Source organism: uncultured Algoriphagus sp. (assembly GCF_963974365.1).
Lineage (GTDB): Bacteria > Bacteroidota > Bacteroidia > Cytophagales > Cyclobacteriaceae > Algoriphagus.
This window is the reverse complement of sequence record NZ_CAXBBX010000009.1, coordinates 34,384-51,083: the sequence shown is the minus strand read 5'-3', so window position 1 is coordinate 51,083 and position 16,700 is coordinate 34,384. Positions and strand designations below refer to the sequence as shown.

15 protein-coding genes are annotated in these 16,700 nt (G+C 40.7%); 6 read left to right on the top strand and 9 right to left on the bottom strand.

Annotated elements, in window-relative coordinates:
* The 6 genes from AACZ87_RS13125 to AACZ87_RS13100 all read left to right on the top strand — a co-directional run bounded on the left by AACZ87_RS13125 (position 1) and on the right by AACZ87_RS13100 (position 4,720).
* Positions 1-1,218, top strand: a complete 1,218-nt coding sequence (locus tag AACZ87_RS13125; RefSeq protein WP_339867815.1) for an NADH:ubiquinone reductase (Na(+)-transporting) subunit B — start codon at positions 1-3, stop codon at positions 1,216-1,218.
* Positions 1,205-1,969 carry an NADH:ubiquinone reductase (Na(+)-transporting) subunit C gene (gene nqrC / locus AACZ87_RS13120; protein ID WP_339867814.1) on the top strand — a complete coding sequence of 255 codons (765 nt, stop codon included), beginning with the start codon at positions 1,205-1,207 and terminating at the stop codon, positions 1,967-1,969. The genes AACZ87_RS13125 and nqrC overlap by 14 nt, the downstream gene beginning before the upstream one ends.
* Before the next feature lie 30 nt (positions 1,970-1,999).
* The gene (locus AACZ87_RS13115) at positions 2,000-2,683 is read left to right on the top strand and encodes an NADH:ubiquinone reductase (Na(+)-transporting) subunit D (protein WP_339867813.1); all 684 of its coding nucleotides are present in this window, start codon (positions 2,000-2,002) and stop codon (positions 2,681-2,683) included.
* Between the two features lie 15 nt (positions 2,684-2,698).
* Positions 2,699-3,310 (top strand): NADH:ubiquinone reductase (Na(+)-transporting) subunit E, encoded by a 612-nt coding sequence (gene nqrE, locus AACZ87_RS13110; protein ID WP_339867811.1) that lies wholly within the window; start codon positions 2,699-2,701, stop codon positions 3,308-3,310.
* A 137-nt stretch (positions 3,311-3,447) separates the two neighbouring features.
* Positions 3,448-4,080, top strand: coding sequence for a DUF1080 domain-containing protein (locus tag AACZ87_RS13105; RefSeq protein WP_339867809.1), 633 nt, complete (start codon positions 3,448-3,450; stop codon positions 4,078-4,080).
* Between the two features lie 85 nt (positions 4,081-4,165).
* On the top strand, positions 4,166-4,720 hold the full coding sequence (locus AACZ87_RS13100) for a DUF502 domain-containing protein (RefSeq protein WP_339868102.1): 555 nt from the start codon (positions 4,166-4,168) through the stop codon (positions 4,718-4,720).
* On the opposite strand, the gene AACZ87_RS13095 is transcribed toward AACZ87_RS13100, so the two are convergent.
* The 9 genes from AACZ87_RS13095 to AACZ87_RS13055 all read right to left on the bottom strand — a co-directional run bounded on the left by AACZ87_RS13095 (position 4,721) and on the right by AACZ87_RS13055 (position 16,608).
* On the bottom strand, positions 4,721-5,632 hold the full coding sequence (locus AACZ87_RS13095; RefSeq protein WP_339867807.1) for a transporter: 912 nt from the start codon (positions 5,630-5,632) through the stop codon (positions 4,721-4,723).
* 47 nt (positions 5,633-5,679) lie between these two features.
* Positions 5,680-6,723, bottom strand: coding sequence for a selenide, water dikinase SelD (gene selD, locus AACZ87_RS13090; protein WP_339867806.1), 1,044 nt, complete (start codon positions 6,721-6,723; stop codon positions 5,680-5,682).
* Entirely contained in the window at positions 6,695-7,750 is a 1,056-nt protein-coding gene (mnmH, locus tag AACZ87_RS13085) for a tRNA 2-selenouridine(34) synthase MnmH (protein WP_339867805.1), read from the bottom strand. Before mnmH ends, selD begins: the two co-directional genes overlap by 29 nt.
* Positions 7,751-7,816: 66 nt before the next feature.
* Complete coding sequence (gene trxA / locus AACZ87_RS13080) at positions 7,817-8,137, bottom strand: thioredoxin (protein ID WP_111612532.1); 321 nt, start codon at positions 8,135-8,137, stop codon at positions 7,817-7,819.
* Positions 8,138-8,370: 233 nt separating this feature from the next.
* The gene (gene dnaE / locus AACZ87_RS13075; protein WP_339867803.1) at positions 8,371-12,657 is read right to left on the bottom strand and encodes a DNA polymerase III subunit alpha; all 4,287 of its coding nucleotides are present in this window, start codon (positions 12,655-12,657) and stop codon (positions 8,371-8,373) included.
* Between the two features lie 235 nt (positions 12,658-12,892).
* A complete protein-coding gene (locus AACZ87_RS13070; protein ID WP_339867802.1) occupies positions 12,893-14,089 on the bottom strand; it encodes an AAA family ATPase in 1,197 nt (398 codons plus the stop codon).
* Between the two features lie 136 nt (positions 14,090-14,225).
* Positions 14,226-14,870, bottom strand: coding sequence for a 16S rRNA (guanine(527)-N(7))-methyltransferase RsmG (gene rsmG / locus AACZ87_RS13065; RefSeq protein WP_339867801.1), 645 nt, complete (start codon positions 14,868-14,870; stop codon positions 14,226-14,228).
* Entirely contained in the window at positions 14,870-15,481 is a 612-nt protein-coding gene (locus AACZ87_RS13060; protein ID WP_339867799.1) for a sigma-70 family RNA polymerase sigma factor, read from the bottom strand. The genes rsmG and AACZ87_RS13060 overlap by 1 nt, the downstream gene beginning before the upstream one ends.
* Positions 15,472-16,608 (bottom strand): glycosyltransferase, encoded by a 1,137-nt coding sequence (locus AACZ87_RS13055; protein WP_339867797.1) that lies wholly within the window; start codon positions 16,606-16,608, stop codon positions 15,472-15,474. Before AACZ87_RS13055 ends, AACZ87_RS13060 begins: the two co-directional genes overlap by 10 nt.
* Positions 16,609-16,700 lie beyond the last annotated feature (92 nt).

The window sequence follows — 16,700 nt, the reverse complement described above, 5'->3', positions numbered from 1 at the left end:
ATGAAGTTTCTAAGAGATTTATTGGACAAGCAGAAGCCACTTTTCGAAAAAGGTGGAAAGCTTGAAAGTCTATATTATGCGTTTGAGGCAGGGGAGACATTTATGTTCAGCCCTAAGCATACTACCGGCATCAAAGGTGCTCAGGTAAAGGATGCTATCGATTTGAAGCGAATGATGATCACAGTGGTAATCGCTATGATTCCTTGTTTGCTTTTTGGTATGTACAATACAGGTCATCAGCATTTACTCGCAACTGGCGGAACAGCTGGATTGTGGGAGAATTTTGGTGAGAAGTTAGGCATTGGAGCAATGCTCGTACTTCCACTTGTATTAGTCGCTTATACTGCTGGTGGTGTCGTAGAAGCAATTTTTGCAATTGTGCGCAAGCACCCAATCAACGAAGGCTTCCTGGTAACAGGGATGCTTATTCCTTTGGTAGTTCCTGCAACTACGCCATTGTGGCAAGTTGCATTGGCAACGGTATTCGCAGTAGTGATTGCAAAGGAAGTGTTCGGCGGTACTGGTATGAACGTGTTAAACGTGGCCATGACAGCAAGAGCATTTTTGTATTTCGCTTACCCGGCACAGATTTCTGGTGACCAGGTTTGGACTTATTTAGGTGATAAGATGCCAGTTGACGGTTTCTCAGGAGCTACCGCTCTTTCAGTAGTTTACAATGCCGGAGTAGAAGGCACGCAGTCAGCCGTAGAGGCTTTAGCTGCACACAATACAGTTTTGGGATCAGGACTATACGAATTTGCAAATCTATTCATGGGTTGGATTCCCGGCTCAATCGGAGAGACTTCTACTTTGATGGCTTTGGTAGGGGCATTGATTCTTATCGCTACTGGAGTAGCTAGCTGGAAGATTATTTTCTCTGGTTTTGCTGGAGCTTACATTATGGGCTTTGTAATGAATCTTTTTGCTGTGAATGAATACATGGCTTTGCCACCTCAGTATCACTGGGTAATGGGTGGTTTAGCATTCGGTTTAGTCTTTATGGCTACTGATCCGGTATCAGCTTCTCAGACAGAAACAGGTAAATGGATATACGGTCTTTTAATAGGTATGCTTACAGTGATCATTCGAGTGACTAACCCTGCATACCCTGAAGGGATTATGCTTGCGGTTCTGTTCATGAACGTGTTCGCTCCATTGATCGATTATTATGTAGTTAAGGCAAATAAAACAAGGAGGTTACAACGTGCAACAGTCTAACACTTATATTATTACATTCTCCGTCATCCTGACGGTAGTTTTAGGATTACTTCTTTCTGGTACTTCTCAGGTCTTAGGTCCTTTGCAGAAAGAGGCTATTGCCTTAGATAACAAGAAGCAGATTTTAGGTGCCGTTATTTCAGGTGATGAAATCGCCGCAATGACTCCTAAAGAGATCAATTCTTATTATGAAAGTAGAATTGCTTCTATTGTAGTAGACATCGACGGAAAAGAAGTAACTGAGCAAGACGGTGTAGCAGTAACTGCTGAAACTGTAGATATTGCTAAGAACTACAAGAAACCAAAAGAGGAGAGATTATTCCCTGTTTACATCTACCATGCTGAGGGCAATGCTGATGATGTTGCTAATTATGTACTACCACTTTATGGTGCAGGACTTTGGGATGCAATCTGGGGTTATATTGCTTTGGATACAGATATGAACACAGTTGGAGGTATTACTTTGGCTCACGCTGGAGAAACTCCTGGTCTTGGTGCAAGAATTACTGAGCCTGAAGTACAGTCGAGATATGTTGGCAAGACTATCTTCGATGAGTCAGGTGATCTAGTAGCAGTTCAAATGCAAAAAGGTGAAGGTAAAGACTACTCTGATAATCCTCATCAAGTAGATGGTATGTCTGGAGCTACTATTACTGGCAAAGGAGTAAATAATATGCTTTATAATTACCTCAACTATTATCAGGCATACATAGAATCTAAAAAGTCATCTACTTCTGTAGCTGCACTTTAATCTAATTATCAACTCAAGAATTTTATAAACATGAGTGCTGAAACTGTAGAAAAAGCGATTGAGAAAAAGCCTGCTGAGGCTTTACTATCCAAGCGTCGCAAGAAGTTAATATCAGATCCTTTAGTAGATGATAACCCAGTAACAATTCAGGTATTGGGCATTTGTTCTGCTTTGGCAGTAACTACCCAAATGAAGCCTACGCTAGTGATGGCGATCGCGGTAATCTTTGTGGTAGTAATGTCCAACTTTGTTATTTCTTTGATGAGAAACACGGTTCCTGGGCGTGTTAGAATCATCGTACAGCTAGCTGTAGTAGCGACTTTGGTTACTTTGGTAAACGAAGTATTGAAAGCCTTTGCTTATGACATGTACAAAGAGCTTTCTGTATTTGTAGGTTTGATCATTACCAACTGTATTGTAATGGGTAGATTGGAAGCATTTGCTATGGGCAACAAACCATACGATTCAGTATTGGATGGATTTGGTTCTGCTTTAGGTTATTCCTGGATTATTTTGGCAGTTGCCTTCTTCCGTGAATTATTCGGTTCAGGTGCTGTATTTGGTATTCCGGTTTATGATTATATCTCAGGTTTATTTGGTCCTGATTTCACATTAGCAACTAATGGATTGATGGTATCACCTGTAGGAGCATTTATGATTTTGGGTATCATCATCTGGGTACAGCGTACCAAGACAGGTTATGTTGAACACTAATTAATTAGCGAAAAAATGGATTTATTTAATTTAGGTATTCGGTCGATCTTTATCGACAATATGATTTTCGCTTACTTCCTTGGAATGTGTTCTTTCTTGGCCGTTTCCAAAAAAGTAAGTACTGCAATGGGTCTAGGTGCTGCTGTAATCTTCGTATTGACAGTAACAGTACCGACTAACTGGATGCTAAACGAGTATGTATTGAAAGAAGGAGCTCTTGCTTGGATTAGCCCAGGTTTGGCTGATATTGATCTTTCATTCTTGAGATTCATCATGTTCATCGCCATCATTGCTGCCATGGTACAATTGGTAGAGATGATTGTTGAGAAATTTGCTCCTGCTCTATACGGTGCCTTGGGTATTTTCCTTCCATTGATCGCGGTGAACTGTGCTATCCTAGGTGGTTCACTTTTCATGGCTCAAAGAGATTACACGTTAGCTGAATCTGCAGTTTATGGTTTCGGTTCAGGTGTTGGATGGTTACTTGCAATTATTGCTTTGGCTGCTATTCGTGAAAAATTGAAATACTCCCATGTGCCAAATGGCTTGAAAGGTTTGGGTATTACGATGCTTTTGACAGGTTTGATGGGCTTGGCATTTATGTCCTTTATGGGGATTGATTTGTAAGCAAAAAATTTGAAAAGAATATATACAAAGCTCCGGGATAGTATCTCGGAGCTTTTGTTTTTAGCGGTAATTGATTTTTATCAATTAGCTCGTAACTTTTCACCTGAAAACTTATTTATTCAATAACCCTGACTCTTATGAGAACCCTATTAGCATTCTGCTGCTTTTTAGCACTTACATTTTCGGCTACCGCGCAAAGCAGCGGAGATTGGATTGAACTATTCAATGGTAAAAACCTTGATGGCTGGAAAATATCTGAAAAGTCCCAATCTTTCCAAGTGGAAGATGGAGTGATTAAAGTAGCTGGTCCACGTGGACATGCTTTTTACAATGGTGATGTTGCAAATCACGACTTCAATAACTTTGAAGTAATTGCTGAAGTGAAAACAATGCCAGGAGCTAATTCAGGTATTTTTATTCATACAGAATACCAAGAAGATGGCTGGCCAAATGTTGGTTATGAAATTCAGGTGAACCAAAGCCATTCTGATTGGAGAAAAACAGGTAGTGTCTATTCTTTCCAAGACGTGAAAGATGTCTATGTAAAAGATGGCGAATGGTACACTGAGCATATCATCGTACAAGGAGATGTAGTAACTGTGAAAATCAACGGTGAAACAGTCAATGTATACGATCAGTCCAAAGATGAAAACCGTAAAGGTGATCTAGGTACTAAAAAAGTTGATCACGGTACCATTGCTCTCCAGGCGCACGATCCTAAGTCTGTAATCTATTACAAAAGTGTAAAAGTGAGAGTCCTACCAGATTAATCTGACAGAAAATCAGACATAAAATATCTTCAAGTACAAATCCTGATTATTATTGAGTAATAATCAGGATTTTCATTTTCTAGCCATGTCATTTACCTACAAGCGCGTAATTTCTTATTTCCTAAGAGGGTTGCTTTTCATTACCCCGATAGCAGTTACACTTTATATTATCTATCAAACCATTCTTTTTCTAGATAACTTAATTCCAGTGCCTTTACCTGGAATTGGAATCTTAATGGTATTGGCTTTGATCACTTTCGTAGGATATCTCGCCAGTCTCTTCTTTGCAAAACCTATTTTTGATTGGTTTGAAAGGGGACTGATCAAGATCCCTTTGGTGAATTTGATCTATACCAGTATCAAAGATCTGATGGGAGCTTTTGTGGGTGACAAAAAGAAATTTTCATCCCCGGTCAAAGTTCAGCTTAGTGATACATTTATCCGATTGGGCTTCATTACCCAAGAGGATATGTCGATCGTTGGTGAGCCTGACATGGTAGCTGTTTACTTCCCTCATAGCTACAACGTCTCTGGGAATGTATTCTTGGTGCCCAAGGAAAAGGTGACTCCGCTAATAGGCGTGAAAAGTTCTGATGTGATGAAATTTATGGTGTCGGGAGGGGTGTCTCCACTTATTTGATCAAGGTTTGTGATAAACTACAAATGAGATCCAGTCTCCATCCGGTGACCAACTATGAACATTGATCGTGCCTTGACCTCCGTAGAATACAGGAGTTAAATCTTTGATTTCTTTTGTTTCTACATCCAGCAGACGGAGCTTAACATCTTTACCAAAAGGATGAGAACCTTTTTGATCTTCCAAGTAGGAAATAATTACTGCTGATTTATTATCCGGAGATGGGTGTGGAAACCAATTGTCCATCGAATCATCTGTGAGTTGCTCTGCACCAGATCCATCAGGCTTCATTCTGTAAGCATGCATTCTTCCAGTTCGGTTGGAATTAAAATAGATCCATTTTCCGTCATAGGAATACTCTGGACCATCATCAAGACCCTCAGCTGTGGTAATTCTCTTCTCAGTTCCTCCAGCAGTTGGGATAGCATAAATATCCCATGCACCCTCTCGCTCGGCGCAATAGACCAAAGTTTTGCCGTCAGGACTGATTCCATGCCAGTAGCTTGGGTAATTTGGTGTAATTAATTTGGGTTCACCACCTGCCAACGGCATGGTATAGATGCGGGAACTTGTACCCTCATCACTTTTGCTGATGACAAGTAGTTTTCCGTCAAAGCTTAGTCCGTGGTCATTGTTTGCACGAGTGATTTTATCAGGCTGAATTTGCCCTAATTTATTTCCGTCTAAATCAACTCGCTCTAAATGACCTCCGGAATTAATAAGTAAAAACTTCCCGTCCCTCGACCAATTTGGAGCTTCAAAATGTCTGATTTCTTTTAAGACTGTTTTCCGCTCTCCTGTTTTAACGTTTAGGATCACAAGTTCGCTTGTTGTTCCTTCTGGCGCCTGCTGAGCGTAAAGCGAAATGGAAAAGGACAGTAGGAATACAGTGATGAGGTTTTTTAGGCTTAACATGATTGGGTTAGATTGTTTCACATTAAGATAAGAAACTAAAATCTATCTTATTGCTTTACTTCCACCACATGCTCATTTCTTTCTGTGAAGCTGCCAATTTCCCAAATAACCTGATTTTGCTGCTTCATAGAATTTTCAAACCATGACTTATTTTCAGGGTCTACGGCTAGCATCAGTCCTCCACTTGTTTGTGGATCACAAAGTTTGACCAAGTCCATTCCTACCACACCTATCGTCTTTGCGCTGTAGGCATTCCAATTGCGATAGGTATTGTCAGGGAAAATAAACTGGTTGATGTATTCTTGTACCCCTTCTATCATTGGCAAACGAAAGAGATCGATTTCTGCTGAAAGTTCTGATCCTTCACACATTTCTATCAAATGGCCAAGTAAGCCGAAACCAGTCACATCCGTCATGGCATGTACTTCCTCATGATTGCCAATTATTTCTCCAATTGAATTCAATCTACAAGCGGTATCAAGCAAGCTCAGGTAATCTTTGTCAGATATCTTTTGACGCTTTAGTGCAGTGGCTAAAACCCCAACTCCGAGAGGTTTTGTCAGGTAAATGATGTCTCCAACTTTAGCACCTTGATTCTTTTTGATTTTGTGGGGATGGACAACCCCGTTTACTGAAAGGCCAAAAATTGGATCTTTTGCAGCAATGGAATGCCCACCAGCCAATTCAATACCTGCCGTTTTGCAAATATTTTTCGCACCTTCCATAACTTTAGCTGCAAGTTCTGGCGCTAGCTTTTCCACCGGCCAACTGAGTATAGCATTTGCAAAAATTGGTTTACCACCCATCGCATAAACATCTGAAAGTGCATTTGCCGCAGCAATTCTTCCAAAATCATAAGGATCGTCCACGATCGGAGTGAAAAAATCAACTGTATTTATAACAGCTAAATCTTCTGAAACTTGATATACTGCAGCGTCATCCTTTCCTGAATTTCCAACCAAAAGTTTTGGGTCTGATTGAGTAAATGAGCCACTTGAACTTAGTATTTGGTCTAATATTGCCGGTGCAATTTTGCATCCGCAGCCAGAGCCTTCACTCCATTCAGTCAGTCGAGTCGGTGTATTTTCCATACAATTGAGATTTTGCTTCTAGTAGTTTTTTGGTAGATGTGTCCTCGTCGATACCCGAAAGGTCTAATTGGATCGTTTTTCCAACAGCGTGTTTATCAAGATCAAAATTGTAAGCCTTGTCATAATAGATCAGCATATTTGAGATCCAATCTGAGTGGTTCCCTTCCACAATTGCCTGTATCGCTTGCGAGGTTCTTAAGCCTCCAAGCCTCTTTTTGATTCGTAATACAGCCAGAATTAAATCGTCCTGAGGTAAACTCGCGTATTCCTTGACTATCAAATTGATTCGCTCTTTCTCTGTCTTATAAATATCTATGAACGGAGAGGCTAGCATTTGTTGGTAGAAATTGTCAGGGAGAATCAATCTTCCGATTTTTCGGCTTTCATTTTCTACCCAACTTGGTTTTGCAGGATTGAGGCTTTGTAAAGTTTCCGCAAATATATTTTCAAACTGTTCTACTGAAGGCTGTGCTGGCTGTCCAATAGCCCCAAAGGAAGATCCTTTGTGATTAGCAAGTCTTTCCAGATCGATGATTTGCTCTCCGGAATCCTGAAGCTTTTTAAGCAACCTTGTTTTACCAGTCCCTGTTTTTCCTCCTAGCACAATAAGATTCCAGTCTTTTCTGACTAAATCAAATGTATAAGTTCTATAGGTTTTATAACCTCCAATAAGGCGGAATATTTCAAAGCCAACCATACCTAATAGCCAAGCAAGAATATGACTTCGCATTCCACCACGCCAACAGTAGATGATTATTTTTTTCTCAGGAAAGCGCTTAAGGACGTCTTTTAGGATTAAATGAAACCTAGGTCCCACTAATTCGAACCCTTTGATAGTTGCTTCTTCAGGGCCTCGTTCTTTATAAAGTGTTCCAACTTGAATTCGCTCTGTATTATTAAGAATGGGAATGTTAAAAGAGCCTGGTATATGGCTTTGATCAAATTCTTTTTCGCTACGGGCATCGATCACTGGAATCTGATCTCTCAAACTCCAAAACTCATCTAAAGAAATTAATTGCTCCGCCATAAAGTTTGAAGATAAAAAAAGCCGCAAGGATTTCCTTGCGGCTCTGAAAGTAATATAGTCAACTAATTAAAGTTGAGCATCTAGTTTTTGAGATAAAACAGATTTTGGAACTGCTCCAACCTGCTTGTCTACGATTTCTCCACCTTTGAAGAATAGGAGTGTTGGGATAGATCTGATTCCGAACGCTTGAGCTACACCTGGATTTGCATCCACGTCTACTTTACCTACGACAGCTTTGCCATCATAATCTCCAGCTAGTTCTTCCACCACTGGACCGATCATTTTACAAGGTCCGCACCACTCAGCCCAAAAATCCACTAGGATTGGCTGCTCAGATTTGATGATTTCTTCAAAGTTTGCGTCAGTAATTTCTATTGCTTTTGACATTGTATGTTTGGTTTTTGATTTCTAAATTTCAAATATATGTGCAAAAGCCAATAGCGTATTAATAAGTTCCGAGGGATTTAATTTTTTTGTCAATGAATGATTGACAAAAACGATGATTGTAATGGTTTTAATTTCTTTCCTATATCTAATTGAGAGTAGTTTTGAATTGAAATCACTGAGGTAAACCTTAATGTGGACACCGGTCATCGGTCATCAAACATCGGTCTTACTTTTTAAACCACCTTATACATCACCTCAGGAATTTGCTTTAATTCAGTAATCATTTCTGAACTTGGATTGATGGAGAATCTCTTCGAGAAAAGCTCCAGCGCAATATTTTCCTTACGGTCAATCACATCAAAGTAAAGCTTGGCATCTCCCTTATACTTCTCGGAAATTGCCTGCAGTTTTTCCATCAAATCCAGTGTGAGATCATCCAGATCTATGTTCACACGAAGTCCCTTTACCATTTTGCCACGGATCTCGTCCAGCAAAGTGATGCTACTAATTTTAAATTCCAGCTCATTCTCCGCCCAGCGCTTACCTGCAACCGTCCCGCTGATGAACAAAAACCAGCCTGGCATAAAGTATTCTTTGAACCTCACGTAATCATCTCCAAATAGGAAAAAAGTAAATGCTCCCTGATAATCTTCCAGAGTTAGCGTGCCAAAGGGCTTTCCATTTTTGGTGGTACGGTGTGCAAATGTTGAAACTGATCCAGCCAATTTGATATCGCTTTTACTTTTCAAACTTTCCAAATCATTTAGATCAGGCAAAGAAGCATTGGTGAACGACTCAATTTCCAATCGGAATTGGTCGAGTGGGTGACCAGAAATATAAAGTCCAACCACTTCTTTTTCGATGTTTAATTGCTGCAATTGGGTAAAAGGCTCCATCGGTGCAATGGTTGGAAGTGGTACTTCCATATTTCCTGCACCTCCGCCGAAAAGACTAACCTGATTGCTTTCTTCTTCCTGCTGGACTTTTTGAGCATACTTTGTCGCTTTCTCGATCAAATTCAAATCTCCATCTGCAGCTTCTAAATATTGTCTTCTATGATGCTGTGGAAAGCAATCAAATCCACCAGCCATCGCTAGGGCTTCCATTGTTTTCTTATTCAAAGCCTTGGAACTTACCCGCTTTGCAAAGTCAAAGATGTTTTTATAAGGTCCGTTTTTCTCTCGCTCTTCAATAATCGCATCGACTGCTGCCGAGCCAGCCCCTTTGATTGCAGCCATTCCGAATCGGATTTCCCCAGCCTGGTTTACGGTAAATCCATTTTTGGATTCATTCACATCCGGCCCTAAAACTGGGATTCCGGCACGCTTACATTCCTCCATGAAAAACGTCACCTGAGTGATGTCATTCATGTTGTTGCTCAGTACGGAAGCAAGATATTCGGCTGGGTAATGAGCTTTTAGATACGCCGTTTGATAAGCGATCCATGCATAGCAAGTTGAGTGGGATTTGTTAAATGCATAGGATGCAAATGCTTCCCAGTCAGTCCAAATCTTTGAAAGTTTCTTTGCATCATGACCTTTTGCCGAAGCCTGCTCGACAAACTTCGGTTTCATTTTGTCGAGTACATCTTTCTGCTTTTTACCCATCGCCTTACGCAAAACATCCGCCTCACCTTTAGTGAATCCAGCAAGTTTTTGGGACAAAAGCATCACTTGTTCTTGGTAAACTGTAATTCCGTATGTTTCCTCCAAGTATTCCTGCATGTCGTCCAGATCATATTCGATCGCTTCAGTTCCATGCTTTCTTTTAATAAAAGAAGGGATATATGCCAAAGGCCCCGGTCTATACAAGGCATTCATAGCAATCAAATCTGCAAAAACCGTAGGTTTTAGTTCGCGCATGTATTTCTGCATTCCGGCAGATTCATACTGGAAAATACCGACGGTTTCACCACGTTGGAAAAGCTCGTAGGTTTTAGCATCGTCAATTGGGAAATGGTCCGCATCCAACTCGATTCCGTGACGTTCTTTTACAATCCGAACGGCGGTTTTAATCAGTGTCAGGGTTTTTAGACCCAAAAAGTCCATCTTCAACAGTCCTGCAGATTCTACTACGGAGTTATCAAACTGCGTACAAACCATGTCAGAATCCTTCGCTAGTGCTACCGGTACATAATTCGTAATATCTGCGGGCGTAATGATGACACCACAGGCATGGATTCCAAGGTTTCGAACAGAACCTTCGAGCATGGTTGCCTGATTGATCGTTTTCGCAGAATCATCCTGTCCTTTGGAAATCCGGATCAATTCGTCTGCTTTGGCGATCATTTCACCTTGCCCTTTTAGCTTATCAGAAAGTGCAGCCCGATTTCCAGCTAAGCCAAACAGCGCTTTTAGCTTGATATCTGGTACCAAACCGGCAAGTCTTCCAGCTTCAGGAAGAGGTAAATTTAAAACTCGTGCTGTATCACGGATGGCGGACTTAGCTGCCATAGTACCATAGGTGATGATTTGTGCAACTTGATTGGAACCGTATTTTTTGATCACATAATCGATCACGGAACCCCGGCCTTCATCGTCAAAGTCAATATCAATATCGGGAAGCGAAACTCGATCCGGATTCAGGAATCTCTCAAAAAGTAGATTGTATGCTATGGGGTCTATGTTAGTGATACCTGTGCAATAAGCAACAGCAGAACCAGCTGCAGATCCACGGCCAGGGCCTACAGATACACCCATTTTTCTAGCCTCAACAATAAAATCCTGAACAATCAGGAAGTAGCCTGGATATCCTGTATTCTCAATTGTCGCCAATTCAAAATCCAGACGTTCTGTTATCTTTGGTGTGATTTCAGGGTAGCGTTTTTTTGCTCCTTCGTAAGTCAGATGTCTTAAGAAGGCATTTTCTCCTCGTTTTCCGCCGTCCACTTCATCTTCTGCATGTTTGAATTCATCAGGGATCTCAAAAGCTGGAAGAAGTACTTCTCTGGCTAATTTATAGGTTTCGATTTTCTCGGTAATCTCATTGGTACACTCGATGGCTTCCGGCAAATCCGCGAAGAGCTTTTTCATCTCATCGGGAGTCTTGATGTAGAATTCATCATTTGGGAAGCCATAGCGGAATTCTCTTCCACGCTTTCCAATGTATTTTTTTGGCTTGTCGTAAAGCTCACCGTCTTTCACACAAAGCAATACATCGTGCGCTTTTGCATCAGTTTTTTCACTGTAATAGGAATTGTTTGCTGCGAAATACTTCACGTCATACTTCTTCGCAAATTCCAAGAGCACTTCATTCACTTTTTCCTCTTCTGGTATTCCATGTCGATTGAGCTCCACATAGAAGTCTTCTCCAAACTGCTCTTTATACCAGACGAAAGCTTCCTCAGCTTGTGTTTCGCCGACGTTCAAAATCAAAAAAGGAATCTCTCCCCAAAGCCCGCCGGTTGTTGCGATGAGGTCTCCTTTGTATTGGACCAAAAGCTCCTTGTCGATTCTGGGTAAATAGTAAAATCCTTCGATATTGGCGTAGGAGGCTAGTTTTGCCAAGTTGTGATAGCCTGCTTTATTTTTTGCAAGAAGGACAGTTTGATAGCCATCATCCTTATTTGATTTGTTTTTTCTGTCTCGACACAGGTTGAATTCGCAACCTAAAATTGGTTTAATGTCTTTGCCTAACGCTTCTTTTACAAAGTGGAAAGCACCCATCATATTTCCGTGATCGGTCATTGCAATTGCAGGCATTCCCAACTCTTTTGCCCGTGCTATCATCGCAGGAATCTCACAAGTTGCCTGAAGTACCGAGTATTGACTGTGCACATGCAAGTGTGTGAATGGAATGTCGGTAAGGTCCGAGATGTCAGCTTTGCCGGCTTGCTTCAGGACATCTTTAGCAGCAGCCTTTTGCGCGTCTTTTGCTTGCGCAAAGTTTGCTTCCTCTAATTTCGGAGCTTCGTAGATGACTTCAGCGATGGAAATTCCAGCTTCTGGAGCTTGGACGCCTTGATTAATCAACCCAAAGAAACAGCGTGCAGTAGCATCCACATCATAGGCAGCATCGTGTGCGTCACCGAAGCCTTTGCCGAAAAGTTTTTGGTGGAGTTCAGTAAGTGTTGGCCATTTATATTTGCCACCTCGACCGCCAGGAAGTGCACAGAAATCAGTTGATATATCTTTTGTATCAAGTTGCTGCGCAGTCAGCGGCATGGTGGCTTCTGCGCGGTAATATTCCGAACCGGTTACATTGACATCAAACTCCACATTGTGTCCAACCAAATACTTGGCTTGCTTCACATCACCTTCAAAAATCCCAAGGATTTGCTTCAGGTCATGACCCTCTGCTAAGGCGCGCTTGGTAGAAATTCCATGGACTTTTTCCGCATTGTAAGGAATGGTAAATCCTTCCGGTCGGATGATGTAATTATGATTTGAAATTAGATTTCCATTTGCATCATGCAGTTGCCAGGCCAGCTGAACCAGTCTTGGCCAATTGTCCACATCGGACATAGGAGCATTGTAATCGCGAGGAAGACCGGTGGTCTCCGTATCAAAAATTAAATACATACAGCTTGGGTAATTGAGACTTCAAATTAGGGCTAATCTCCGAAAGGAGGCAAGTGAAGCGGAGGTAATTGTCGGGGAATTTTGCGAAAGTTTTTTATACTACGATGAACACGGAGGTTTGCGCAAAGGAAAGCACAGGATATAGTAAATGTACTGCTTCTTTAGAGTCAGGCTGAATCTCTATTTTGAAATTGTAAAACTTAATCTTCTAAAAAGTGGAGCGAAACGCTCACTCTTAATATAAGAACCCTAACAAATAAAGTGGGATCTGCTTTCCCCAGCCTATTTCTAATTCATCCGAAAAAACGAAGTGATTTTCATGGTGAGCTACTTGGGTTAAAGCTTTGTTTTTTCCTCCAATTTCTAATAGAACTTCTTCATTAAGCAAAAAGTCACCTTTTGAAGGATGGGTGATAGTTAAGCCAGCATTCTGAAGTTGATCGAGTGCAAAGGTTTCTCTGATGTTTCCAGAGTTCCAGCCCTTTTCGGATAGTGATTTAACTAGATTTGCATTTGAGAGTAGTATTTTTTCTGGCTTATTCATCAGACTGATTCCTTTCGTTGCAGACCTTAGATTGCGTATTAGCCTAGCTTCTTCCAATATATGAAGCATTTCAAGTAGAATGGGACGTGTTGTTTCTATTTGTGTTGCGAGCTTAGACACATTTGGCGTAAAAGGAACCAATTCAGAAATCACATAAAGAAGTTTTTTTAGTTTGTTCTGTGTACTGACCGATATGTCCTTTGCTTCAGGAAGATCATAATCGATTATGAAATTAAGTATTTGTTGTAATCTGTAGCTATATTCTTCAAGGCCTTCATTGAAAAAAGGATAGGATCCGTATGACAGGAATTCTTGGAAATAGGGGAGCGGAGATTCAAGTAGTTGTTTTATGCTCCTTGCTATCTCTATATGGTTGCTTTGGATTTCTTCGAAAGTGTAAGCAGGCAAATCAAAGCCATATTTTAATTTGAGAAATTCACTGAAGGATAAAGCAGTGAGCTCATAAAAAAGAACTCTTCGACTTAGATCAACACTCGATTTTTGAAGTTCAAGAATCGATGAGCCTGAAAAGGCCAGTTGAAGATCAGGGTAGAAATCGTATAAGTTTTTCACTTCCCGATGCCAGTCGGGGTACTTGTGAACTTCATCTAAAAAAAGCTTTCTACCACCTGCTCTATAGAAGCTTTCCCCAGTTTCTAGGAGTGTGGAGTTTTTGAAATACAGATCATCGAGTGAGAAATATATAGCCTTTTCGCCATAATTTGAAGCCTTGAGGTGCTGAAGCAATAGGGTTGATTTTCCAGTTCCACGCGCACCTTTTATACCTATAGCACGAGCATCCCAGTTGATTTTAGTCAAAAGGGAACGCTCGAATTTCAGATCAATTCCCGTAATTAAGCTTTGATATCTTCGAATTAGCTCTTTCATTGTATCTTCAAAGATACAATATATACAGATAGTTGTATCTTTGAAGATACATTTATTGTAAAAAAGTGTATTTTCTAAAGTGCATTATTGAGAGCTTTTTCATAGTTCATCCGACTTCCAGCACCCAACAACCAATTTACCTTTTATCCTCCCAAGGCATGTAAATCACTTTTTTGGTCTCGAAAAATTCTTCTTTGAAGTAGTCTTCCAAGTGATATACCACGTAAGATTTCCCTAATTCTTCCATTTCCTCATCCACTTCTCCCCCCTTCAAGTAAAGAATTCCATTTGGATATTCGTTGATATCTTCCTTACGGATTTTGTTTTTCACCCAAGGGTAAAAATTGATCATTCGGGTAACCGCCCGACTGATTACAAAGTCATATTTACGGACAAGCTGCTCTGCTCTAGCTTGCTGTGCTTCCACGTTTGTCAGCTTCAATTGTTTGACCACATCTTTGACCACAGTGATCTTTTTCCCGATAGAATCTACCAGATGAAAATGAGTCTCAGGAAACATAATCGCCAAAGGAATTCCTGGAAATCCACCACCAGTACCGATATCTAATATCTTCGTCCCAGGCTCGAAAGGCATCACCTTTACTATCCCAAGGGAATGAAGGACATGATGCACATAGAATTGCTCCATGTCCTTACGGGAAATGACGTTGATTTTTGAATTCCAATCCTCATATAGCTCCTGAAGTTTGTCAAATTGTGAAAGCTGACCTTCTGTAAGATCAGGGAAATAAGACTGGATGAGCTGGGTGCCTGAATTCATCAAATGTGTTTTTCTTTGCCTGAGGCAATTTCGTAAAGTAATTCTCTAGATCTATGAAGTTGTGCCTTCACAGTTCCAAGTGGTTTTTCAAGCTCCTGAGCGATTTCCTCATACGAAAGCTCGTCGAAATAGCGTAGCTGTACAAGCTTGCGGTATTTCGCAGGTAGTTTGTCGACAAAAATTCGAACCATCTCGATCCGCTGGGTACGGATGAATTCGTCCTGAGGATTATTGTCATCGTCTTCCACGTCGATAGTAACCGAATTTCCTCCATCATCAGACATCGTAGTATTCAAACTCATCGTCTTGAGCTTTTTCTTCCGGATGAAATCAATGGTATTATTGGTAGCGATACGAAAAAGCCATGTAGAAAACGTGTAGTCTTTTTTGAAACGATGCAGGTTCTTGAATGCCTTGGCAAAAGCCTCCATCGTAAGATCCTCTGCATCATCTGCATCTCGGATCATTTTCAATATCATGTAATAAACGGCCTTTTTATAGCGCTTCATCAAAGAGGCGAAGGCTTGCTGATCTTCATGATTTACTGCCTGATCGATCAGCTCAAAGTCCTCGAGTGCTTTCTTAGAAAAACCGCGTTCGTTTATTTCCATTGGATGTCTTTTGCCTGGTGGGAAATGGTGCCTAAAATCCAAAAATAACCTAAATACAAGAAGTCAAGCATCCAGATATTTTTCGGAGGTTTAGTTCCTTGGATCTTTTTCTCAGCAGCTTTGAATATTAGCGTTACAAGAAAAGACCTTAATAGGATAATACCGAAAACAACGGAAAAATGTTCCCAGCTTTGAGCTATTCCGGCATAAATAAGTAATCCAAACCCGCTAAGCCAGAATAATGCATGGGAAAAGGAGTATAATCCAATCTTTCTCTTATCTGCTGCATCGTAATATTTGCCAGCATGAAGGTGTCTTTTCTTCTGGATAAAATAGTCTTTTCGATTTTCTTTTGGTTTAGAAATAGTGTTCGCTGCTGGATCCAATACAATTTCTGTATTTCTTCCATTTGTGTAGAGGTTGACAAAAAGGTCGTCATCACCACCTTCTATATGCCATAAGTTTTTGAAAGCTTTCACCTCCATGAAAAAGCTTTTACGATAGCAGAGATTTCTACCGATGGCCATAAAGGGTTTTTTCCAAAGTCCAAATGAAATGTAGTAAAGGCCTGTAAGCAAAGTTTCAAATTGAATCCAATTATTCAAAAAGCCTGGCTTTTGTTCATATCCAGAAAATCCCACAGCAAATGTTTTGTCTTGATTTCTCACCGGATCAGTCATTTTTCTGATCCATTGGTCGGTTTCTGGTAGGCAATCTGCATCTGTCAAAAGTAGGACGTCATATTTGGCTACTTTGATACCGAGCGTTAAGGCATATTTTTTGGCAGTGACGTGAGGCGGTGTGTACTTGATGGTGACAGATCGAAGTTTAGGATAACTCTCCATCATTTTCTCCAAAAGTCTTTTGGTACGATCCGAAGATCTGTCGTTCACGATCATGACATCGAATACAGGGTAGTCCTGTTCGAAGAGCTTAGGAATGAGGGTTTTGAGGTTTGAAAACTCATTGTGAGCACAAATGACTACAGTCACTCCCTCTTCATTTTTAGCTGTAGATTGTGACTTGTTGCCAGAGTAAAAGGCAGCTTTTCCAAAAATAACCAAGAGGTAACTTGCTTGGATAAGTATTCCAACACCGAAGAAAAACCAAAGTAAAAATAGGCCCATAGGTCGCTTTTGCTGCGCAAATATAAAATCAAATTCAGCAAACCGTTTAAGAATAAGCGTATATTTTTGTAGGCTGAACGGGACAATATGTA

What these genes read in the sequence shown, in the direction of transcription:
- AACZ87_RS13105 (WP_339867809.1), top strand. Translation starts at nt 3,448, where the DNA reads ATGAGAACCCTATTAGCATTCTGCTGCTTTTTAGCACTTACATTTTCG.
- trxA (WP_111612532.1), bottom strand. Translation starts at nt 8,137, where the DNA reads ATGTCAAAAGCAATAGAAATTACTGACGCAAACTTTGAAGAAATCATC.
- AACZ87_RS13095 (WP_339867807.1), bottom strand. Translation starts at nt 5,632, where the DNA reads ATGTTAAGCCTAAAAAACCTCATCACTGTATTCCTACTGTCCTTTTCC.
- mnmH (WP_339867805.1), bottom strand. Translation starts at nt 7,750, where the DNA reads ATGGCGGAGCAATTAATTTCTTTAGATGAGTTTTGGAGTTTGAGAGAT.
- AACZ87_RS13100 (WP_339868102.1), top strand. Translation starts at nt 4,166, where the DNA reads ATGTCATTTACCTACAAGCGCGTAATTTCTTATTTCCTAAGAGGGTTG.
- rsmG (WP_339867801.1), bottom strand. Translation starts at nt 14,870, where the DNA reads ATGAATTCAGGCACCCAGCTCATCCAGTCTTATTTCCCTGATCTTACA.
- AACZ87_RS13055 (WP_339867797.1), bottom strand. Translation starts at nt 16,608, where the DNA reads ATGGGCCTATTTTTACTTTGGTTTTTCTTCGGTGTTGGAATACTTATC.
- nqrE (WP_339867811.1), top strand. Translation starts at nt 2,699, where the DNA reads ATGGATTTATTTAATTTAGGTATTCGGTCGATCTTTATCGACAATATG.
- dnaE (WP_339867803.1), bottom strand. Translation starts at nt 12,657, where the DNA reads ATGTATTTAATTTTTGATACGGAGACCACCGGTCTTCCTCGCGATTAC.
- AACZ87_RS13115 (WP_339867813.1), top strand. Translation starts at nt 2,000, where the DNA reads ATGAGTGCTGAAACTGTAGAAAAAGCGATTGAGAAAAAGCCTGCTGAG.
- AACZ87_RS13070 (WP_339867802.1), bottom strand. Translation starts at nt 14,089, where the DNA reads ATGAAAGAGCTAATTCGAAGATATCAAAGCTTAATTACGGGAATTGAT.
- AACZ87_RS13125 (WP_339867815.1), top strand. Translation starts at nt 1, where the DNA reads ATGAAGTTTCTAAGAGATTTATTGGACAAGCAGAAGCCACTTTTCGAA.
- selD (WP_339867806.1), bottom strand. Translation starts at nt 6,723, where the DNA reads ATGGAAAATACACCGACTCGACTGACTGAATGGAGTGAAGGCTCTGGC.
- AACZ87_RS13060 (WP_339867799.1), bottom strand. Translation starts at nt 15,481, where the DNA reads ATGGAAATAAACGAACGCGGTTTTTCTAAGAAAGCACTCGAGGACTTT.